The sequence below is a fragment of the Streptomyces sp. CA-250714 genome, from assembly GCF_050936705.1.
Taxonomy (GTDB): Bacteria; Actinomycetota; Actinomycetes; order Streptomycetales; family Streptomycetaceae; genus Streptomyces.
This window is the reverse complement of the sequence record NZ_JBNJMI010000002.1, coordinates 1,856,442-1,877,579: the sequence shown is the minus strand read 5'-3', so window position 1 is coordinate 1,877,579 and position 21,138 is coordinate 1,856,442. Positions and strand designations below refer to the sequence as shown.

The following is a 21,138-nucleotide window of genomic DNA, read 5'->3' as shown; positions in this document are numbered from 1 at the left end:
ATACTCGATCAGGTGAGCACGCTTCCTGAAACCCGCACCCTGCCCGTACCCGATGGTCTGGAGGGCGAACGCGTCGATGCGGCGCTCGCCCGGATGTTCGGCTTCTCACGGACCAAGGCGGCGGAGCTGGCCGCGGGCGGGAAGGTGCTGCTGGACGGGGCGCCCGCCGGCAAGTCGGACCGGGTGCAGGGCGGGGCGTGGATCGAGGTCGAGATGCCCCGGCAGGCGCAGCCGGTGCAGATCGTCGCCGAGCCCGTCGAGGGCATGGAGATCGTGCATGACGACGACGACCTCGTGGTGATCGCCAAGCCGGTCGGTGTCGCGGCCCACCCCAGCCCCGGCTGGAGCGGTCCCACCGTCATCGGCGGGCTGGCCGCCGCCGGGTACACCATCGCCACCTCCGGCGCCGCCGAGCGGCAGGGCATCGTGCACCGGCTGGACGTGGGCACTTCCGGACTGATGGTCGTCGCCAAGTCCGAGCGGGCCTACACGCTGCTCAAGCGGCAGTTCAAGGAGCGCATCGTCGACAAGCGTTACCACGCGCTGGTCCAGGGCCACCCCGATCCGCTCAGCGGCACCATCGACGCGCCCATCGGCCGCCATCCCCAGCACGACTACAAGTGGGCGGTCACCTCCGACGGCAAGCCCTCGGTGACCCACTACGACCTGATCGAGGCGTTCCGCGCCGCCAGTCTGCTGGACATCAAGCTGGAGACCGGCCGCACCCATCAGATCCGGGTGCACATGGCGGCCCACCGGCACCCCTGCGTCGGCGACCTCACCTACGGCGCCGACCCGACGCTGGCCAAGCGGCTACGGCTGGAGCGCCAGTGGCTGCACGCGGTGCGGCTCGGCTTCGAACACCCCGGCGACGGGGGCTGGGTCGAGTACGAGAGTGCCTACCCGGCAGACCTCCAGGCCGCACTGGACAAGGTGCGCGCCGAGAGCTCCTGATCCATGGATCAGCTCGCTCTCTTCTTCGCCCTGCTGCTCGCCGCCGTCCTCATGGTCCCCCTCGGGGACAAGCTCGGGCTGCCCTCGCCCGTACTGATGACGATCTTCGGCGGCGTGCTGGCGCTGATCCCCTCCATACCGAACGTCACGCTGCCGCCCGAGTACATCCTGCCGCTGGTGCTGCCGCCGCTGATCTACGCGGCTGCCCAGCGCACGTCCTGGCGGCAGTTCGCGGCGAACAAGCGGCCGATCTTCCTGATGGCGGTCGCACTGGTCTTCGTCACCACCGCAGCGGTGGCCGCCGTGGCCAACGCACTGGTGCCCGGGCTCGGCGTCGCGGGGGCCGTGGCGCTGGGTGCGCTGGTGGCGCCGCCCGACCCGGTCGCCGCCACCGCCGTCGCGGGCAATGTCGGTCTGCCGCGGCGGCTGGTCTCCGCGCTGGAGGGCGAGGGTCTGTTCAACGATGTGACGGCGATCACCCTCTACCACGTGGCGATCGCCGCCGCCGTCACGGGCTCGTTCTCGCTGCCCGTCGCCCTGGGCGAACTGGTGCTCTCCGGAGTGGTGGCCGTCGCCGTCGGCCTCGCGCTGGGCTGGCTCGCCAACAAGCTGATGGGCTACCTCGGGGACGCCACCCTCCAGACCGGGCTGACCCTGCTGGTGCCGTTCGCCTCCTATGTGCTGGCCGAGGAGCTGATGGGCTCGGGCGTGCTGGGCGTCCTGACGACGGCGCTCTATCTGGCCTCCGGGCACGCCGTGGACGCGGACGACGTGCAGGGCAGGCTGGCCGGGCAGACATTCTGGCAGATCGTGGACACGCTGGTCACCGGGATCGCCTTCGGGCTGATCGGGCTGGAACTGCATACCATCTTCGGCACCGTGCAGGAGGACTGGCGGCAGCTGCTGCCCGCGGCCCTCGCGGTCGTCGGCGTCGTGGTCGTTCTGCGGCTGCTGTGGCTGCTGCCCTCCGCATGGCTGGCGCAGCGGCTGCACCAGCGCAAGGACCTGGACGAGGACATTCCGCGCAACTGGCGGGAGACCGTCGTCGTGTGGTGGGCCGGGATGCGCGGGGTGGCCTCCGTCGCGCTGGCGCTGGCCGTCCCGCTGTCCGTGGAGCCGGAGGCCGGGGGCGGTGCCTTCCCCGGCCGCGAGGCGATCATCTTCATCGCCTTCGCCGTGGTGATCGTCACCCTGATCTTCCAGGGGCTGACCCTGCCCCGGCTGGTCAGGCGGCTGAACGTGCAGACCGACAGCGCCGCCGAGCGCGAGCTGGAGCGGCAGCTGGCGCTGCGCGTCGCCAAGGCGGCCCGCAAGCGGCTCAAGGAGATCGAAGAGGTCGAGGAGCTGCCCGAAGAGGTCTCCGAGACGCTGCTGCGGCGGGCCTGGGACGTGGGCGCGCGGATCTCCCCCGAGATCGTCGGCGAGGAGCGCCGCGCCGCGCACAGCAAGCGGGTGGCCCGGGCCCAGAAGATGCGGCGGCTCCAGGGCGAGCTGCTGTCCGCTGCGCGGCATGAGGTGCTTGCGGCGCGCGGGGAGGCCGGTGTCGATCCGGAGGTTGTGGACCGGGTGCTGCACCAGTTGGACGTCCGCAGTTTTCGGGGGCTGTGAGCTGCGCCCCGAAGGGGCGCGGGGAACTGCTCCCCCAGCCTCCGGCCGGGAGGTGCCCCCACCGGCCACGACGAACCCGCAGTCTGCGGAGGCCAGGAAGGGGCACCCCCGTCCCAGTACCGCGGATGACTAGACCAGCTTCTCCTGCGGAATGTGCCGGATCCCCGGCAGCGACTCGGGGTGGCACGCCTTCAGCCAGGCGATCAGCTCCTCGCGGAGCGAACACCGCAGCGTCCACAGATCGTCCGAGGAGCGTGCCGTCACCGCGACCCGCACCTCGATCGTGGTGGGCGTGGTGTCGGTGACCACCACGCCCCAGCTGCGCCCGTCCCACTCGTCGCTGGCCCGCACAAGCTCCTCCGCCTTGGCGCGGAGCTCGGCGATCGGGGCCGAGTGGTCGAGGTGGAGATAGACGGTGCCGGTCTGCTGCGGGCCGCCGCGCGACCAGTTCTCGAACGGCTTGCTGGTGAAGTACGAGACGGGCATCGTGATCCGCCGCTCGTCCCAGGTCAGGAGCACCAGATACGAGACGGTGATCTCCTCGACCGTGCCCATCTCGCCGTCCACCACGACCTCGTCGCCGATCCGCACCATGTCCCCGAAGGCGATCGACAGCCCGGCGAACAGGTTGCCCAGCGTCGACTGGGCCGCGATACCGGCGACGATGCCCAGCACACCGGCCGAGGCCAGCATCGAGGTGCCGAACGTCTTCATGCCGGGGAACTGGAGCAGCACCGCCGCCACCGCGATCACCGTCACCACGGCGGTGATCAGCCGCCGGATCAGCGTCAGCTGGGTGCGCACCCGGCGCCCGCGTGCCGGATCGTGGGTGGCGCCCGCGTACCGGGTGGCGATCGTCTCCGTTATCGCGGCGACGATCCGCAGGATCAGCCAGGCCGAGGCCGCGACCAGGACGATGGTCAGCCACCGGTCGACGCCGGCCCTGTGGTCCTTGGCCAGCTCGGTCTGGTCGAAGAAGGAGCTGACCAGCGCGACGAAGAGCACCGCCTGGAAGGGGAAGCGGCCGCTGCGCAGCAGCCCCCACATCGGGGTCTCCGGGTGGCGGACGTCGAGACGTACCATCAGCCGGTCGACGGCCCAGGCGAGGACGTACGAGAGCACGATCGCGCCACCGAAGACGATGACGGGCCGGAGCACGTTCTCCATGGTCGCCTTTCTCCTAGGTCACCTGTGAGGGCCGCCGGTCGCGCGGCACCGGGGTGGGCGGTCGCGCGGCGGCCGCCCGAGGACCACGGACGACCGTACCTGGCACCATGTGGAGTACCCGGCTCCAGGGCTCCCACCGGGGGCTGTTTGTGAAGGAAGTGACATCTGTGGCATCCGTATCGATCGTTCTCCTGCACTCCGTGTGCGGGCTCACCGCGGATGTGCACGCCGCGGCTGAGCGGCTCCGCTCCGCGGGGCACGAGGTGATCATCCCGGACCTCTTCGACGGGCGGACGGCCGCCTCGGTGGAGGAGGGGATGCGGATGCGCGAGGAGGAGGGCAGCCCCGACCGGGACGAGCTGCTGCGACGGGCCGTGACCGCCACGGCACCCCACTCCGACAAGGGCCTGGTCTACGCGGGCTTCTCGCTGGGCGGCTCCATCGCCCAGACCCTCGCGCTGGCCGACGAGAAGGCGCGCGGCCTGGTGCTGTTCTCCGGGACGTCGGACATCGCGGAGGACGCCGCGGTGGACGACCTCCCGGTGCAGCTGCACGTCGGGGACCCCGACGCCTTCGAGTCGCACGACTGGCTGACCGCCTGGTATCTGCGGATGCAGCGGGCCGGCGCCGACGTGGAGGTGCACAGATACCCCGGTGCCGGGCACCTGTACACCCACGCCGAGCTGGAGGACTACGACAAGGAAGCCGCCGAGCGCACCTGGCGGACGGTGCTGGGGTTCCTGGAGACGCTGTAGGCGACGGGCTCAGCGCTGGCAGCGCCCCGTACCCCGGCTCTTGTCCGGGGCGCAGACGTAGCGACGGTCGGCCGCGTTGTCACTGACGAAGCGGCCCACGCACTGGCTCGACGACGTCAGGCCGCGCGCGACGCACCAGTCCGTCACCTCCAGGCCGCTGCGGAAGCCGCCGGAGGGGCCGGGGGCGTAGAACATCCAGTAGCCCGGACGCAGCGAGGCGTAACGGTCGCTGTCCACATAGCGCACCCCCTCCGTCTTGCGGCTCAACGTGGCCCGCATCCTGTCGCGCTCGCCGATGCCGTCCGACTTGGCGACCGAGCCGAGCTGGGCGACCCAGGTGTTGCCGGGGGAGCCGGAGGACTCCGCGCCCGGGCTCTGGCTCCGCTCCGGCTGCTGGCTCGCCTTCTCCTTGGGGGAGGGCCCGGGGGAGGAGCGATCCTTGGCGTCCGTCATCGTCGGGGAGGGCCGTGCGCTGGGCTTGCTGTCCCCCGCGTCGGCGGACTTCCCGTCCGGCCGCGTCAGCAGATACGCACCCCCGGCGACGAGGGCGGCAGCCACCACGGCTCCGACGACGGCGAACGCGATACGGCCGCGGCGCCGTTCCGGGGCGCCGCCGGCGGGCAGCGGAGTGGTCGCCGCCCCGGACGGCGGCGGCGCTGGTGGCCCGGCCGGGGCGGGCGTGCGGACCGGCATCGACGGCTCCGTCGGCAGATACGGTGTAGCCTCCCGCCCCTCCGCCACATCGGTCAGCATCCGCTCCAGCTCCGCGGCGCCGATCCGGGCCGCGGGATCCTTGACGAGTACGGCCTCCAGCACGGGCCCCAGGGCCGCGCTGCGTACCGGCGGCGGAACCGGGTCGTCGATGACGGCGGCGATGGTGGCCAGCGTGGTGGCGCGGCGCAGCGGGCTGTGGCCCTCCGTGCACAGGTACAGCGTCAGCCCCAGTGACCACAGGTCGCTCGCCGGGTCGTCGTCGATGCCCCGGATCCGCTCCGGGGCGATGAACTCCGGCGAGCCCAGGAACTCGCCCGTCACCGTCACCGTCGCCGAGCCCTGCAGCGCGGCGATCCCGAAGTCGGTCAGCACCGCCGAACCGTCCTCGCGCAGCAGCACGTTACCGGGCTTCACATCGCGGTGCTGGATGCCCGCCGCATGCGCGGTACGCAGCGCGGAGAGCACTTCCCGGCCGAGCCGCGCCGCCTCGCGCGGCTCCAACGGGCCCTGGGCCAGCCGCTGTTCGAGCGACGGACCGCCCACCAGCTCCATCACCAGCCAGGGGTAGGGGCCCTCGTCCACGATGTGATGGATCGTCACCACATGTGGATGGCTGAGCCGGGCCAGGGCGCGAGCCTCCCGCAGCACCCGCTCGCGCAGCGCCCGGGAGCCCTCCGAGCCTTCCAGCGCCGCCTCCGGGTCGTCCGGATCGGCGGCCGGGGGCCGGACCTCCTTCAGCGCCACCTCGCGGTGCAGCGCGACATCCCGCGCCCGCCAAACCGTGCCCATGCCCCCGGCCCCGAGCCGCTCCAGCAGCTCGAACCGCCCGTCGACGACCTGCCCGCGCCTTCCGCGCCCGCCCCCTGTCATGGGGTCAGCGTACGGCGCGTACTGCGGCTCAGCGTATCGGCTGATATGTGCGTTCGACGCGCTGTGAGCCGGAGGCGGTGCGGTAGGAGCGGCGCAGCGTGGCGGTGGCGTTCTTGTCCGTCTTGTCGGACAGCACGAAGTAGTCCATCTGCGCCCGCGCCGCGTCCACGTCCAGCACCCCGAAGCCGTGCGAGTCCATGTCGACCCAGCGCACATGGCGGTTGGCGGCGCGGACAGCCGCCTCGGCGACGCCGGAGAGGGTGTCGGGGGCGACGTGCAGGATGTCGTCGAGGTTGTCGGAGGTGACGGAGGTGATGACGAACTCCGTGGCGACCGGGGGCTCTTCGTGCTGGTCGGCGGCGCGCAGCGGCACCTCGTTGGCCCAGTTCATATGGATGTCACCGGTCAGGAAGACGGTGTCGGTGACGCGGTTGTCGCGCAGGTGCGTGAGGAGCTCCCGCCGGTCGTCCGTATAGCCGTCCCACTGGTCGGTGTTGACGGCCAGCCCCTCCTTGGGCACGCCCAGGCACTCGGCCAGCGGGCCCAGGAACTTGGCGGGGACGGAGCCGAAGGCCACCTGGGAGATCATCACCGGGTTGGCGACCAGCTTCCAGCGGGCTGCGGAGTCCGCCAGACCCCGCTTGAGCCAGTCCAGCTGCCGGCGCCCGGTCAGCGTCCGGTCCGGGTCGTCGATGTCCTTGCCGTCGCCCACCTCCGCCTGCGCGTCGCGGAACGAGCGCAGGTCCAGCAGATGCAGTTCGGCCAACTGCCCGAAGCGCAGCTTCCGGAAGGTGGTGCCCGCGGTGGAGGGCCGCACCGGAAGCCACTCGAAGTACGCCTGCTTCGCCGCGGCCATCCGCTTCGCCCACTCGCCCTCTGCTGCCGGGTCGTGGTTGCCGGCACCGTCCGACCAGGCGTTGTCGGCCAACTCGTGGTCGTCCCAGATGGCGATGAGCGGGTGCGCCGCGTGCAGGGCCTGGAGGTCGGGGTCGGACTTGTAGTGGCCGTGCCGTATTCGGTAGTCGGCCGCCGAGACGATCTCGTGCGTGGGCTGCACGGTCCGTACGACGGCGTCCCCGGTGGGGTACTCGCCGTGCCCGTACTCGTAGATGTAGTCGCCCAGGTGCAGCACCGCGTGCAGATCGGTACGGGCCGCCAGGTGCCGGTACGCGGCGAAGTAGCCGCCCTCGTAGTTGGCGCAGGAGACCACCCCGAAGCGCAGGTTGGCGACCTCGGAACCCTCGGCGGGCGCGGTACGGGTGCGGCCCACGGGGGAGTGCACACCGTCGGCCGTGAAGCGGAAGTAGTACGTGGTGGCCGGGCGCAGCCCGCGCACATCGGCCTTGACGGTGTGATCGGAGGCCGCCTCGGCCTTCACGGTGCCGTGCGCCGCGGTGGTGCCGAACCCGCGGTCCTCGGCCACCTCCCAGGCCACCTCGACCGGGGCGCCCTTGCCGGAACCGGGGACGGCGCCGGGCTCCGGGGTGACCCGGGTCCACAGCAGCACCCCGTCCGGGAGGGGGTCACCCGAGGCCACACCGTGCACGAACGCGGGACCGGCGTCGGCGGCGCTCGCGGCGGGCAGCGCACCCGCGAGCGGCAGCAGCGCTGCCCCCGCCGCGCCGGCGGCGACCACGGCGCGGCGCCGCGGCGCCGGCACCGGCCCCTCGGCTCTTGCGGGCAGGGCTGTTTGGGTTCTCGCGAAGTCGGTAGAAGTCACGAGCGGCCATGCTACGCATCAGTAAGAACGAGGGGCAGACCGCAGGTTGCGGTCTGCCCCTCGTCTCGCCGGGTTCTGCGTCGGCTACTTCGTCTTCTCCTTGCCCGACTTCAGGTCCACGCCCATGTCCTTGAGCTTGGCGGGCACGTCCTGCGGCTGCACCTGCTCACCGTCGATCTTGATGGTGGGGGTGCTCTGGATCTCCGAGCCGTTGAAGCTGGCGATCATGTCCTTGGCCCACTTGTTGTACTTCTTGCCCTTGACGGCCTTCTCGAACGCCTTGTTGTCCTTCAGCTCCGGGACGGTGTCCGAGACCTTGAGCAGGTAGTTGTTGTCGGCGAACTTGTCGGGCCCCTGCTCTTCGGGGTGCCACTTGGCCGAGTACAGCTGCTGCTTGTAGTCCGCGAACGCCTTGGCGCTCACGGCCTTCGCGGCACCCAGCGCGCGGGCGGCGTTCTTGGAGCCGGAGCCGCCCATGTTGCCGTCGATGATCGCGCCGAGGTGGATACGCAGCTTGTACTTGCCCTGCTCGGCACCCTTCTGGAGCGGCTCGCCCACCGCCTGCTCGAAGCTGGCGCAGGCCGGGCAGCGCAGATCCTCGTAGACGTCGATGGTCTTCTCGGCCTTGGCACCCGCGGTGGTGACGGCCATGTCGTCGCCGCTGGAGTCCTGGTCGTTCAGCTTGGCGATGAAGATGCCGATACCGGCCACCACGGCCAGCACTCCGACCACCGAGAGGGCGACCAGCAGCTGCCGCCGCGTCCGCTCCTTCTTGGCCTGCTTCTCCCGCTCGGCACGCAGCCGCTCGCGGGCCGCGCGCTTGGCTTCCGAACTGTTGCGCTTGCTCATGACTGTTCTTCTCCGTTGTCCGTACGCGAAAGGGAACCCTGCTCAGACCGCCGGTGCGGCGGTGGCGAGCGCGGGGGGTCCGCGACGGTGTACGGAATGGGTCAGCAGCGGCAGTGCGCGGGGACGGCCGGGGTGCGGCGTACGCCGCGGCAGGGCCGGGCCGCTGCCGCGGGAGGCGCGGTGGACCGCCACCGCGAGCCGCAGGGGGCGGAAGGCGCTGGTCGCCACAGCGCGCAGCAGCCGGGCCAGGGCCGCCTCGCCGCGCCGCAGCCACAGGGCGCCCAGCAGGCCCACGCCGACGTGGGCGGCCAGCAGCAGCCAGGGCAGCGCCGGGCCCGGCACCCCGTGCACGCCCAGCGGATAGGCACCGGCCTCACCGCCGCGTGCGGCCATCCGCGCCAGCGGCGTGCCCACGCTGCCGCCGCCGCACAGCAGATCGAGGCCGACCGAGCGGAGCGGGCCGGTCACCGGCCCGCCCGTCTGCCCGTAGCAGGCGTGCTGGCCGGTGGTGAAGACGGTGTCCGCCGACAGCTCCAGCGGGATCAGCAGTGCCGCGATCCGGGCGAAGCTCCGCTCCCGCCCGGCCAGCGCGAAGGCGAGGGCGAAGATCACCGCGGAGACGGTGAGACAGGGCAGCAGCGGGACGGGGGCGCCGGAGAGGAGCACATGGGCGCCGGAGGACAGGGTGACGCACAGGGCCGTGAAGAGCCCCGCGCGTGCTGTCCTTACCCCTGCTGCTCCCATGGTGACCGAGTGTGCCATGGGATCGCGTAAGCGGTCTCTAAAGGGCCGGATCCGGGGGCCCGGCATTTCCCGGCGCCCCCGCGACCGTGCTCGGACCCGGGACGACCGTGCTCAGACCCCCGGAATACGCCCATTGCGGAAGAGGTCCACGAAGATCTGGTGGTCCCGGCGCGCCTGGGCGCCGTAGGTGTGCGCGAAATCGACGAGCATCTCGCGGAAGCCGGCCTCGTCCGCCGAGATCGCCTCGTCGATGGCGCGCTCGGTGGAGAACGGCACCAGGCTGTGGCCGCTCTCCGCCTCGTCCGCCGCCGCGTGCATGGTCGCCGTCGCGCGGGCCAGATCGGCGGTGACCTGCGCGATCTCGTCCGGGTCCGACAGATCCGACCAGTCCAGGTCCACCGCGTAGGGCGAGACCTCCGCCACCAGCTGGCCCGTGCCGTTCAGCTCCGCCCAGCCCAGCCACGGGTCGGCGTGCGACTGGAGGGCACGCTGCGAGATGACGGTGCGGTGGCCCTCGTGCTGGAAGTAGTCCCGTACGGCCTGGTCGGTGATGTGCCGCGAGACGGCCGGGGTCTGCGCCTGCTTCATATAGATGACCAGGTCGTTCTCCAGGGCGTCGCTGTGCCCCTCCAGCAGGATGTTGAACGAGGGCAGCCCCGCGCTGCCGATGCCGATGCCGCGGCGGCCCACCACGTCCTTGACGCGGTGGGCGCCGTGCCGGTCCCGGCCCTCGTGCGGCGGGAGGGTGTGCAGATAGGCGTCGAACGCCTCCAGGACCGCGTCCCGCGTCACCTTGTCCAGCTCGATGGAGCCGCCGCCCGGGCTGAAGCGGCGCTCCCAGTCGCGGATCTCCGTCATGGTGCCCAGCAGCCCGAAGCGGGTGTTGGCGCGGGCCGCGCGCAGCGCGTCCAGCACCGGGCCGCGGGCGGTCTCCAGGGTGAGGGTGGAGGGCTCGGTTCCGGCGACTCCGGAGGCCGTGGCGCGGATGCGGTCGCGGTAGGCGTCGGCGTAGGTGGTCACCAGCGCGGTGATCTGCTCGTCGCTGAGCGCCTTGCTGTAGCCCAGCAGCGCCACCGAGGCCGCGAAGCGCTTGAGGTCCCAGGTGAAGGGGCCGACGTACGCCTCGTCGAAGTCGTTGACGTTGAACAGCAGCCGGCCGTTGGCGTTCATATAGGTGCCGAAGTTCTCGGCGTGCAGGTCGCCGTGTATCCACACCCGGCTGGTGCGCTCGTCGAGGAACGGGCCGCCGTCCCGCTCTTCGTGCAGATCGGCGTAGAAGAGGCAGGCCGTGCCGCGGTAGAACGCGAAGGCGGAGGACGCCATCTTGCGGAACTTCGTACGGAAAGCCGCCGGGTCGGCGGCGAGAAGGTCGCCGAAAGCGGTGTCGAAGACCCGCAGGATGGTCTCGCCGCGCTCTGCTGCCTGGCCTGCCGTGGTCATGGGTGCGCTCCGTAAGGCGGTAGGGACTGAACCGGTGTACGAGGAATCGAGTGTCCAACGTACGTGGACGTGGCGGGGTGCCCGGTCGGTTCTTCGGCGGCTGTCGGTGGGGGGTCGTAGACTCCTAGGCCGCCCCAGAAGACCCGCGCCCGGAGGTGGCCTTCGTCGTGACCGACAAGCCCTTCACACATCTGCATGTGCACACGCAGTACTCACTCCTCGACGGCGCAGCCCGGCTGAAGGACATGTTCAACGCCTGCAATGAGATGGGCATGTCGCATATCGCGATGACCGACCACGGGAACCTTCACGGGGCCTACGATTTCTTCCACTCCGCAAAGGATGCCGGGATCACCCCGATCATCGGCATCGAGGCGTATCTGGCACCCGACCACCGCAGGAACACCCGCCCGGTCAAGTGGGGCACCCCGCACCAGAAGCGGGACGACGTGTCGGGTAACGGTGCCTACACCCATATGACGATGTGGGCGCGGAACTCCACCGGGCTGCACAACCTCTTCCGCGCCCAGTCGCGCGCCAGCCTGGAGGGCTTCTTCCGCAAGCCCAGGATGGACCGCGAACTGCTCGCCGAGTACGCCGAGGGACTGATGGCGACCACCGGCTGCCCCTCGGGGGAGGTGAGCACCAAGATCCGTCTCGACATGGAGGACGAGGCCCTGAAGGCCGCCGGGGAGTATCAGGACATCTTCGGCAAGGAGAACTTCTTCGTCGAGCTGATGGACCACGGCATCGACATCGACAAGCGCGCCAGGGACGGCCTGGAGCGCATCGCGAGGAAGATCAACGCGCCCTTCGTCGTCACCAACGACTCGCACTACACCTACGAGCACGAGGCGGCGGCGCACGACACCCTGCTGTGCATCCAGACGGGCAGCAACCTCTCCGATCCGGACCGTTTCAGCTTCGACGGCGCGGGCTACTACATCAAGTCCGCCGAGGAGATGTATGCCATCGACTCCTCGGACGCCTGGCAGTCCGGCTGCCGCAACACCCAGCTGCTGATCGCCGAACGCATCGAGACCGAGGGCATGTTCGAGCCCAAGAATCTGATGCCGAAGTTCGAGGTGCCCGAGGGATACGACGAGATCTCCTGGTTCCGCGAGGAGGTCCGGCGCGGTATGGCCCGCCGCTACCCGGACGGCGTCCCCCAGGACCGCCAGGAACTGGCGGACTACGAGATGAAGGTCATCATCGACATGGGCTTCCCGGGGTACTTCCTCGTGGTCGCCGACTTCATCAACTGGGCCAAGGACAACGGCATCGCGGTCGGCCCGGGCCGTGGCTCGGCGGCGGGCTCGATCGTCTCGTACGCCATGGGCATCACCGACCTCGACCCGGTGGTGCACGGGCTGATCTTCGAGCGGTTCCTCAACCCCGAGCGCGTCACCATGCCCGACGTCGACATCGACTTCGACGAGCGCAGGCGGGGAGACGTGATCCGTTATGTGACGGAGAAGTACGGCGCCGACAAGGTCGCCATGATCGGCACCTACGGCACGATCAAGGCGAAGGCCGCCATCAAGGACGCCTCCCGGGTGCTGGGCTACCCGTACGCGATGGGCGACCGCATCACCAAGGCGATGCCCGCCGATGTGCTCGGCAAGGGCATCCCGCTCTCCGGCATCACCGACCCCAACCACCCCCGCTACAGCGAGGCGGGCGAGGTCAGGTCGATGTACGAGAACGAGCCGGACGTCAAGAAGGTCATCGACGCCGCCATGGGCATCGAGGGCCTGGTGCGGCAGATGGGCATGCACGCGGCGGGCGTCATCATGTCCAGCGAGCCGATCATCGACCACGCGCCGATCTTCTCGCCGAAGAACGACGGCACGGTCGTCACCCAGTGGGACTACCCCAGCTGTGAGGCGCTGGGCCTGCTGAAGATGGACTTCCTGGGGCTGCGCAACCTCACCATCATGGACGACGCGGTCAAGATGATCCGCAAGAACAAGGGCGTCGACCTCAAGCTCCTCGATCTGCCGCTGGACGACCCCAAGACCTTCGAGCTGCTGTGCCGGGGTGACACCCTCGGCGTCTTCCAGTTCGACGGCGGCCCCATGCGCTCCCTGCTGCGCATGATGAAGCCCGACCACTTCGAGGACATCTCCGCCGTCTCGGCGCTGTACCGTCCCGGCCCGATGGGGATGAACTCCCACATCAACTACGCGCTGCGGAAGAACGGCCAGCAGGAGATCACTCCGATCCACCCGGAGCTGGAGGAGCCTCTCAAGGAGGTCCTCGACATCACCTACGGCCTGATCGTCTACCAGGAGCAGGTGCAGAAGGCCGCCCAGGTCCTGGCCGGCTACTCCCTCGGACAGGCCGACCTGCTGCGCCGGGCGATGGGCAAGAAGAAGAAGGAGGTTCTCGACAAGGAGTTCGTGAACTTCCAGAAGGGCATGCGGGACAACGGCTACTCCGACGCCGCCGTCCAGGCCGTCTGGGACGTGCTGGTGCCCTTCGCCGGATACGCGTTCAACAAGGCGCACTCCTCCGCCTATGGGCTGGTCACCTACTGGACGGCGTATCTCAAGGCCAACTACCCGGCCGAGTACATGTCCGCGCTGCTCACCTCGGTGCGCGACGACAAGGACAAGTCGGCGGTCTATCTCAACGAGTGCCGCAAGATGGGCATCAAGGTGCTCCCGCCGAATGTGAACGAGTCGGAGGCGAACTTCACCTCGAAGGACGACTCCACCATTGTTTTCGGTCTCACCGCCGTTCGGAATGTCGGCCAGAATGTGGTGGACTCGATCGTCAAGTGCCGCAAGGCCAAGGGGAAGTACACCTCTTTCCCCGATTTCCTGGACAAGGTCGAAGCCGTCGTCTGCAACAAGCGGACCGTCGAGTCGCTGATCAAGGCCGGTGCCTTTGATGAGATGGGACATACGCGTAAAGGGCTGACCGCGCAGTTCGAGCCGATGATCGACAACGTGGTGCAGGTGAAGCGGAAGGAGGCCGAGGGGCAGTTCGACCTCTTCGGCGATCTCGGTGGTGAGGCCGAGGACTCCGGTCCCGGCTTCGGACTCGATGTGCAGTTCTCCGAGGAGGAGTGGGACAAGACGTATCTGCTGGCGCAGGAGCGGGAGATGCTCGGCCTGTACGTCTCCGACCATCCGTTGTTCGGTCTTGAGCATGTGCTCAACGACAAGGCGGACGCCGCTATCGCTCAGTTGACCGGGGGCGATTACTCCGACGGCTCCATCGTCACGATCGGTGGGATCATCTCCGGCCTTCAGCGGAAGATGACCAAGCAGGGCAATGCGTGGGCGATCGCGACCGTGGAGGATTTGGCGGGGTCCATCGACTGCATGTTCTTCCCCGCGACGTATCAGTTGGTCTCCACGCAGTTGGTGGAGGACGCGATCGTTTTCGTCAAGGGCCGCCTTGACAAGCGGGAGGATGTACCGCGGCTGGTCGCCATGGAATTGCAGGTCCCTGATCTGAGTGAGGCGTCCGCGTCGGCGCCGGTCACGATTACGATTCCGACCGTGAAGGTGACGCCGCCGCTGGTTGAAAAGCTCGGCTATGTGCTTGCTCAGCATCGGGGGGCCAGTGAGGTGCGGGTTCGTCTTGAGGGGGCGCGGAAGACGACGGTTCTTCGCCTTGATCGGCACCGGGTGACCCCGGACCCCGCGCTCTTTGGTGACCTCAAGGAATTGTTGGGTCCCTCCTGCCTCGCATAACCCTGCGAGGGCCCCGTCGCTTGTGGGGGCACGCCCCCTTTGTTTTTCGGCTGCCGCCGACGGGTCGTGTCGGGGGGCTCCGCCCCCCAACGGCCCCCGCTAGGTGGGCTTCGCCCCCCTAGGACCCCCCTTCCGCACTTTCGGGCTCTACTGACGTAAGAGCAGACCGCCCGTGAGCTGCTGCCTTTTGTCTGCGGGTGGCGCCCATATCTGGGGTTGGAGCAATGGGCGCTCTCAACCACCCCAGATATGGGCGCCACCCGCACCGAATGGTCCTGGACCGGGGGCGGGGGTCGAATTGTCCAGACGGGGGCATGGGGTCGGGGGGGCTCCTAGGGGGGCGGAGCCCCCGTAGCGGGGGGCAGTTGGGGGGCGGAGCCGCCCCAACGCCCGTCCGGCGAGGACCGGGGGTTTGGGGGCAGCGCCCCCAACAACGGGAGAGGGCCCAAGGCGAGGCCCTCAACCCACCCGCGGCCCTCACTTATTGGTAGCGGTCAGTTGTGGCCGAAGCGGCGCTCCCTCATTTTGCGGGAGACGTCAGAGGGAGCCCTCTCGGCGGCAGCCGCCTTCGCCCGCTCCCTCTCCCGCCGCTGCTCCTCCGCGGAGCGCCCTTGCCGCGGCTGCTGACGGTTCTTGTTCTTGGCCATGATCGTGATCGCCTCCTGAACGAGGGGCTCCACACAGCCCCGCGTTCAGCGTTACATGCTCCGAAATGCCGTGCATGTCGGACAATTACGGCGAGTAAGCAGCCGCAGGCGCCACGCCGATGATCGAGTTCCGGCTGATAACCCCCGTACGGTCGGGCAGACTCGAAGGACACGGGGAACGGCCGGCACGCGAAGGCACAGCCTCGGCTGTACGTCATGACCGAGAGTGGGTGGAACGTCGTGGACCGCTGCGTCGTCCTGGTGGACGCCGGTTATCTGTTGGGCGCCGCCGCCAGCCTCCTGGCCCGGGAACCCACCCGCTCGCGGATCACCGTCGACCACGCCGGTCTCATCCAGGCGCTCCGCCAGCAGGCCGAGGCGGACACCCAGCGTGCGCTGCTGCGTATCTACTGGTTCGACGGCGCCCCGGACCGGGTCCCCCAGCCCGAGCATCGCAGGCTGCGCGTGATGCCACGGGTGACCGTACGGCTGGGCGCCCTCACCCGCAGCGACGGACGGTGGGCGCAGAAGGGCGTCGACGCCGCCATGCACGCGGAGCTGACCGAACTCGCCCGCAACCGTGCCTGCTCCGACATCGTGCTGGTGACCGGCGACGGCGATCTGCTGCCGGGCCTGATGTCGGCGAAGGAGCATGGCGTCGCCGTCCATCTGTGGGCCGTGCAGGCCGCCGACGGTGACTACAACCAGTCCGAGGACCTGGTCGCCGAGGCGGACGAGCGGCGCGTGCTGGACCGTACATGGATCACGCCCGTCGTCCGCGCCAAGGACCTCACCGCGCCCTGCGCGCCGCAGCCCGCACCCCGCCCGGAGATCGCCGCGATCCTCTCCGCGCCGCTGCCGGAGACCGCCAAGAACGGCGACGCCGCCGTCGAGCACCGTCCAGCGGGACCGGGGGTGCCGCCCGGGCCGCCCGGCCAGGCGCCCGCGCCGGCCCCGGCCGACCCGCGGGCCGAGGACACCGAGCCGGGCGCGGACACCGCCGGCGACACCGTGGCCGGCAAACAGCACGCGTCCGGCGGCGCGGGGCCCAACCGGACCGAGGGCGTCCCCACGCCCAAGGACCTGGCGGACCTCGGCCGGCACGGGCAGCAGACGAGCCCGCAGGCCGGGCCGCCCGGGGCCACGCTGCGCTGGTCGTCCGACCGCGGCTGGGTCGAGCGGGCCGCACCCGGCGAGTCGCCCGAGACGGCGGCGCTGCCGATGCTCGCCCAGCTCACCACCGCCGAGCAGCGCTGGGCGGATCGCGAGGAGGACATCACCGCGGTCAGCGGCGACCCGTACGAGGTCGGCCAGGTCTTCGCCCGCCGCTGGATCGAACGGTTGACCAACGACAGCCATCTGACGCAGCTCTCCGGCGAGTATCCACGGATTCCGCACCGGATCGACGGCGAACTGCTGCGCTACGCGGCCCGGTTCGGGCTGCTCGCGCACAAGGACGACCAGATCGACGAACACGACCGTTACGCGATCCGCGCGGGCTTCTGGCGCGAGGTCGACGCCCGCTCCGGCACCTCGGCCGAAGCCGCCCCCGCCGCGGACTGACCGGCCGGTACGGGCCCGAAGCGGGGCGGCGGAACCCGGACGCGTACCCTCATAGGTCGTGAGAACGGGCACTCGGCAGGCGGTGGACAGCTCGGTGGCAAGCGGAACGACGCCGATCCGGGCCGCCGTGCGCGTCGAGGACCTGGTCAAGACCTATCCGCCGGTGCGGGCCCAGCGCGGCACACCGGCAGCCCCAGCGGTCCGGGCCACCGACGGGATCTGTCTGGATGTGCGGCAAGGCGAGATCTTCGGCCTGCTGGGCCCCAACGGCGCCGGCAAGTCCACCCTCGTACGACAGCTCACCGGCCTGCTGCGGCCCGACGCCGGAGCGGTCGAGGTGCTCGGCCACGATCTGGTACGCCACCCGGAGCGGGCCGCGCGGCTGCTGGCCTATCTCGGCCAGGAGTCCACCGCGCTGGACGAGCTGACCGTGTCCCTCGCCACCGAGACCACCGCGCGGCTGCGCGGGATGGAGACCGCGGCGGCCCGGGTGGCACGCGACGAGGTGCTGGCCGAGCTGGGGCTGACCCCGCTGGCGGCCCGGCCGCTCAAGAAGCTGTCCGGCGGCCAGCGGCGGCTGGCGTGTGTGGCGGCGGCACTGGTCGGGGACCGGCCGCTGCTGGTGCTGGACGAGCCGACCACCGGTATGGACCCGCACGCGCGGCGTGCGGTGTGGGCGGCCGTCGACCGGCGCCGTACCGAGCGAGGGGTGACCGTACTACTCGTCACCCATAACGTGATCGAGGCCGAGACCGTGCTGGACCGGGTCGCCGTGCTGGACCAGGGCCGGGTGATCGCCTGTGACACCCCCGGCGGACTGAAGGCGGCCGTCGGCGACGAGGTGCGGCTGGAGCTGGTGTGGCGCGAGAGGGCACCGGTGGAGCTCCCGGACGTCGCCGCGCTCGCCGCCGGTGCCGTCGTCACCGGCCGCCGCTGGACGCTGCGGATGCCGCCGGAGGCCGCACGGGAGGCGGTCGCGCGGGTCACCACGGGTGCGGCGTTCGCCGCGCTCGACGACTTCCGGCTCGCCACCCCGAGCCTGGAGGACGTCTATGTGGCGCTCGGCGGCCGGGCCGCCGGCCAGGACGGCGCCGAGGGCCTGGTCAAAGGGTGAGGGCGGACGAAAGCACCTCCCCGGCCGCGGGCTGGGGGAGAGGCGTGACGATGAGGACGACGGTGAAGAGCCCTACGAGGACCGACAGCGACGCGGCGGCGCCGGGTGCCGTGGAGACCGAAGGTCACCGTACGGCCGCCGGTGACGGCGTGGGCGCGGCCGCCGGCGGGGACCTGGGCGGCGTGGCCGCCGGTGGGGATCCGGGCGGCGCGGTCGCCGGTGGGGACTTGGGCGGCGTGGCCGCCGGTGGGGATCCGGGCGCGCCGCTGGCCCCGCGGGCGCGGATGTGGCCCGCGCTGGGTGCCGTCTACCGGGCGCAGCTCTCCAGGGCCCGGGTGGCGCGGATCCCGCTGCTGTTCGTCGCGACGTTCCAGTCGCTGGGGATCATGGTGCTGATGCGCGGTGTGGTGGACGGCGGCGCGGAGGCGCGGGCCGTGGTCGCCGGGTCCAGCGTGCTGGTCGTCGCCTTCGTCGCGCTCAACCTGCTGGCGCAGTACTTCGGGCAGCTCCGCGCGGGCGGCGGCCTCGACCACTACGCGACGCTGCCGGTACCGGCAGCGTCCGTGGTGCTGGGGGCCGCGGCCGCCTACGCGTCGTTCACCGTGCCCGGTGTGCTGGTGACGGCGGTGGCAGGCAGCGTGCTCTACCAGCTTCCGCTGGGCGGACTGTGGGTGCTGGTCGCCGTCGTCCCGCTCGCCGGCGCCGCGCTCGCCGGGCTGGGCGCCGCGCTGGGACTGCTCGCCCCGCGCCCCGAGTTGGCCACCCTCGGCGGACAGCTGGGGATGTCGGCGGCGCTGCTGCTGGGCGTGCTGCCCGCCGGTGGGCTGCCGTTGGCGGTCCGGTGGACGCGGGACCTGCTGCCGTCCACCTACGGCGTGGAAGCCTTCGCCCGCACCTTCGAGCCGCACCCCGACTGGGGGCATGTCGTGGCCGACCTGGGCGTCTGCGCGGCGGTCGGGGTGCTCTCCCTCGCCGTCGCCACCCGGGCCTACCGGTGGGCCGCCACCCGCTGACCCCGCCCGGGCGTGCGCGGAGTGGGCCGGGGCCTCCCGTACGGTGCGGACCTGGCACGATGGCGGGGTGACCGTACCGACGCCCTCCCCGCACAACCCGGACCACTCGCACCCCTCCGCGCCGCCGCCCGGACCGGGTGACCAGCCCGGCACCGCCGCCTCGGCCCCGCCTCCCGCGCCGCCGCACGTGGTGAGCGCGGGCTACGGCGGCGAGGGCGGGCCGCTCGTGCGCCGCGAACTGCGGGACGCCGCCGTCTGTGCGGTGGCCGTCGCTGTTGTCGGGGTGCTGATGGGGCTGCTGTGGTTGTGGCTGGCGCCCCGGGTGCCGATGTACGCGTACGGCAAGATCGCCGTCCCCAAGCACCCGGAGGGCGAGGAGGCCATCGGAGCTGAGGGTGTCTTCACGCTGCTCGGTCTGGCGTTCGGCGTCGTGACGGGCCTCGCGGTCTTCCTGCTCCGCCGGAAGGGCGGCGTCGGCCTTGTCGTCGGCCTCGGCGTCGGCGGGGTGCTGGGTTCCTTGCTGGCGTGGCGGGCCGGGGTCTTGTTCGGCCCCGAGACGGATTTGTCCGCGGCGGCGCAGGCGGCGGGTAAGGGCGCCACGTTTGACGCTCCGCTGGAGTTGCACGCGTACGGGGTGCTGTTGGCTTGGCCGTTCGCGGCCGTCCTCGTCCATTTGCTGGTGACCGCCCTTTTCGGGCCTCGGGACGACGCCCCCGGCGCGGTTGTCGCCGCCCCGCAGCATTGGAAGAGCTGAGCGCTTCTGGGCGCCGCTCTATATCTGCGCTTGGGCAGTCTGCTCCCCCAGCCTCCGGCCGGGAGGTGCCCCCAGGGCGCAGGGTGGGCAAGCGCAGCCCCCATGCGGGGTACGCAGGCGTTGCGGGTGAGCTAGGCGCGGGCCACCGGGGCGATCACGGCTCCCGTCAGTTTGGCCAGGTCCGAGGGGGCGAGCTCTATTTCCAGGCCTCGGCGGCCCGCCGAGACGCAGATCGCGGCGTGCTCCTCAGCGGAAGCGTCCAGCACCGTGGGCAGCTGTTTGCGCTGGCCGAGGGGGGAGATGCCGCCGCGCACATAGCCCGTCGTGCGCTCGGCCGCCGCCGGATCGGCCATGGCCGCGCGCTTGCCGCCGACAGCCGACGCGAGGGCCTTGAGGTCCAGCGAGGCGGAAACCGGGACGACAGCGACGGTCAGGGCGCCGTCGACCTCGGCGACCAGCGTCTTGAAGACCCGCTCCGGCGGCACACCCATGGCCTCGGCGGCTTCCTCGCCGTAGGAGGGGGCTGCCGGATCGTGCTCGTAGGCGTGGGTCTCGAACGGGATACCGGCCTCGGTCGCGGCGACGATCGCCGGGGTGGCGGACCCCTGCCGCTTGTTCTTCTTCGCCATGTGCTCCGCCCCCGGGTAGGTTGTTCAGTTCTGGCTGGTCGGGCTTCGGGTCAGGTCCGCCGCGGGCAGCGACGGCAGCTTGCCGATGACGGCGGTCTCCCTGCGCAGCAGCTTCAGCTCGTCGGCCAGCCGGGTCGCGGTGTCCGGCGCCTGGAGCAGCCGCTGCTTCGCCGGGGTGTCCAGCACGGTGGCCGCCGCGACCAGATAGGAGACGACCGACGGGTCGTCCGGCAGATCCTGCTCCTGACCGGCGGCCAGGGTCCGCTCGCGGGCGCTGGCCAGCCGCTTCTGGTAGGCACGGAAGGCGCGCAGCACTCCGGAGGCGAGCGCGCCTGCCTCGTCGCCCTCCTCCTCGGGCAACTCCTCGATCTCGCCGGTCAGATACGGCCCTGAGGCGTCGACCGACAGCAGCCGGAACCGGGTGGTGCCGGTCGCCAGCACCTCGTAGCCGGTCGTACTGGTGCGGGGGTCGGCCCCCGGCGCCGCCTCCTCGGCTGCGTCCGCGGCCTCCGGGGCGCCCAGGCCCGCGACCCGCTCGCGGATGGTGGAGGCGTCGGCGATGCAGCCGACCGTGTAGAACGACTTGATCGGGTCGGGGCCGAAGCCGGCCGTCGGGTCGGTGCCCTGTGGCGGCGCCGAGTCGGGCATACCGGTGGCCGCGGGTGCGACCTCGCGACCGTCCCTGATGGCGACGACGCCGAACCGGCGCGGCGCGTCCTCGGGGAGCGCGAGCAGGTCACGCATCAGCGCACGGTACCGCGGCTCGAAGATGTTCAGCGGCAGCACCAGCCCCGGGAACAGCACCGAGTTGAGCGGGAAGAGCGGAAGCGCGGTTGTCACAACCGGTAAGCCTAAAGCCTCCGGCGCCCACTGCGGGGCCCGGTGCGCCT

At 71.0% G+C, this 21,138-nt stretch carries 17 protein-coding genes; 8 read left to right on the top strand and 9 right to left on the bottom strand.

All coding sequences use genetic code 11. The features are described 5' to 3' along the window. Positions 1-12: 12 nt before the first annotated feature. Both ACQEU8_RS27335 and ACQEU8_RS27330 read left to right on the top strand, forming a co-directional pair. Complete coding sequence (locus tag ACQEU8_RS27335) at positions 13-954, top strand: RluA family pseudouridine synthase (RefSeq protein ID WP_433105643.1); 942 nt, start codon at positions 13-15, stop codon at positions 952-954. Between the two features lie 3 nt (positions 955-957). Continuing rightward, positions 958-2,562: a Na+/H+ antiporter gene (locus ACQEU8_RS27330; protein WP_433105641.1), complete on the top strand. Its 1,605-nt coding sequence runs from the start codon at positions 958-960 to the stop codon at positions 2,560-2,562. 129 nt (positions 2,563-2,691) lie between these two features. Here ACQEU8_RS27330 and ACQEU8_RS27325 read toward each other — a convergent pair whose 3' ends face one another. After that, positions 2,692-3,729, bottom strand: a complete 1,038-nt coding sequence (locus ACQEU8_RS27325; RefSeq protein ID WP_433105639.1) for a mechanosensitive ion channel family protein — start codon at positions 3,727-3,729, stop codon at positions 2,692-2,694. 167 nt (positions 3,730-3,896) lie between these two features. Between ACQEU8_RS27325 and ACQEU8_RS27320 the strand changes: the two genes are divergently transcribed. Continuing rightward, positions 3,897-4,484 carry a dienelactone hydrolase family protein gene (locus ACQEU8_RS27320; protein ID WP_433105637.1) on the top strand — a complete coding sequence of 196 codons (588 nt, stop codon included), beginning with the start codon at positions 3,897-3,899 and terminating at the stop codon, positions 4,482-4,484. A 9-nt stretch (positions 4,485-4,493) separates the two neighbouring features. Here ACQEU8_RS27320 and ACQEU8_RS27315 read toward each other — a convergent pair whose 3' ends face one another. From ACQEU8_RS27315 to ACQEU8_RS27295, 5 genes are all read right to left on the bottom strand, one after another. Further along, on the bottom strand, positions 4,494-6,068 hold the full coding sequence (locus tag ACQEU8_RS27315; RefSeq protein WP_433105635.1) for a serine/threonine-protein kinase: 1,575 nt from the start codon (positions 6,066-6,068) through the stop codon (positions 4,494-4,496). A gap of 28 nt (positions 6,069-6,096) precedes the next feature. After that, the gene (locus ACQEU8_RS27310; protein WP_433108744.1) at positions 6,097-7,728 is read right to left on the bottom strand and encodes an alkaline phosphatase D family protein; all 1,632 of its coding nucleotides are present in this window, start codon (positions 7,726-7,728) and stop codon (positions 6,097-6,099) included. Positions 7,729-7,872: 144 nt separating this feature from the next. Further along, positions 7,873-8,637 (bottom strand): thioredoxin domain-containing protein, encoded by a 765-nt coding sequence (locus tag ACQEU8_RS27305; RefSeq protein WP_433105633.1) that lies wholly within the window; start codon positions 8,635-8,637, stop codon positions 7,873-7,875. A 42-nt stretch (positions 8,638-8,679) separates the two neighbouring features. Continuing rightward, positions 8,680-9,381: a hypothetical protein gene (locus ACQEU8_RS27300; protein ID WP_433105632.1), complete on the bottom strand. Its 702-nt coding sequence runs from the start codon at positions 9,379-9,381 to the stop codon at positions 8,680-8,682. A gap of 111 nt (positions 9,382-9,492) precedes the next feature. Continuing rightward, complete coding sequence (locus ACQEU8_RS27295; protein ID WP_433105630.1) at positions 9,493-10,821, bottom strand: DUF2252 domain-containing protein; 1,329 nt, start codon at positions 10,819-10,821, stop codon at positions 9,493-9,495. A 167-nt stretch (positions 10,822-10,988) separates the two neighbouring features. Here ACQEU8_RS27295 and dnaE point away from each other — a divergent pair, with 167 nt between their 5' ends. Then, the gene (dnaE, locus tag ACQEU8_RS27290; RefSeq protein WP_433105628.1) at positions 10,989-14,528 is read left to right on the top strand and encodes a DNA polymerase III subunit alpha; all 3,540 of its coding nucleotides are present in this window, start codon (positions 10,989-10,991) and stop codon (positions 14,526-14,528) included. Between the two features lie 494 nt (positions 14,529-15,022). On the opposite strand, the gene ACQEU8_RS27285 is transcribed toward dnaE, so the two are convergent. Next, positions 15,023-15,175, bottom strand: a complete 153-nt coding sequence (locus tag ACQEU8_RS27285; RefSeq protein ID WP_433105626.1) for a hypothetical protein — start codon at positions 15,173-15,175, stop codon at positions 15,023-15,025. 216 nt (positions 15,176-15,391) lie between these two features. Between ACQEU8_RS27285 and ACQEU8_RS27280 the strand changes: the two genes are divergently transcribed. The 4 genes from ACQEU8_RS27280 to ACQEU8_RS27265 all read left to right on the top strand — a co-directional run bounded on the left by ACQEU8_RS27280 (position 15,392) and on the right by ACQEU8_RS27265 (position 19,619). Beyond that, positions 15,392-16,738 carry an NYN domain-containing protein gene (locus ACQEU8_RS27280; protein ID WP_433105624.1) on the top strand — a complete coding sequence of 449 codons (1,347 nt, stop codon included), beginning with the start codon at positions 15,392-15,394 and terminating at the stop codon, positions 16,736-16,738. Positions 16,739-16,820: 82 nt separating this feature from the next. Beyond that, on the top strand, positions 16,821-17,852 hold the full coding sequence (locus ACQEU8_RS27275; RefSeq protein ID WP_433108742.1) for an ABC transporter ATP-binding protein: 1,032 nt from the start codon (positions 16,821-16,823) through the stop codon (positions 17,850-17,852). Between the two features lie 50 nt (positions 17,853-17,902). Next, entirely contained in the window at positions 17,903-18,865 is a 963-nt protein-coding gene (locus tag ACQEU8_RS27270; protein WP_433105622.1) for an ABC transporter permease, read from the top strand. Positions 18,866-18,932: 67 nt separating this feature from the next. Then, on the top strand, positions 18,933-19,619 hold the full coding sequence (locus ACQEU8_RS27265) for a hypothetical protein (protein WP_433105620.1): 687 nt from the start codon (positions 18,933-18,935) through the stop codon (positions 19,617-19,619). Between the two features lie 131 nt (positions 19,620-19,750). On the opposite strand, the gene ybaK is transcribed toward ACQEU8_RS27265, so the two are convergent. Further along, a complete protein-coding gene (gene ybaK, locus ACQEU8_RS27260) occupies positions 19,751-20,248 on the bottom strand; it encodes a Cys-tRNA(Pro) deacylase (protein WP_433105618.1) in 498 nt (165 codons plus the stop codon). A gap of 24 nt (positions 20,249-20,272) precedes the next feature. Continuing rightward, positions 20,273-21,088 (bottom strand): LON peptidase substrate-binding domain-containing protein, encoded by an 816-nt coding sequence (locus tag ACQEU8_RS27255; RefSeq protein WP_433105616.1) that lies wholly within the window; start codon positions 21,086-21,088, stop codon positions 20,273-20,275. Positions 21,089-21,138 lie beyond the last annotated feature (50 nt).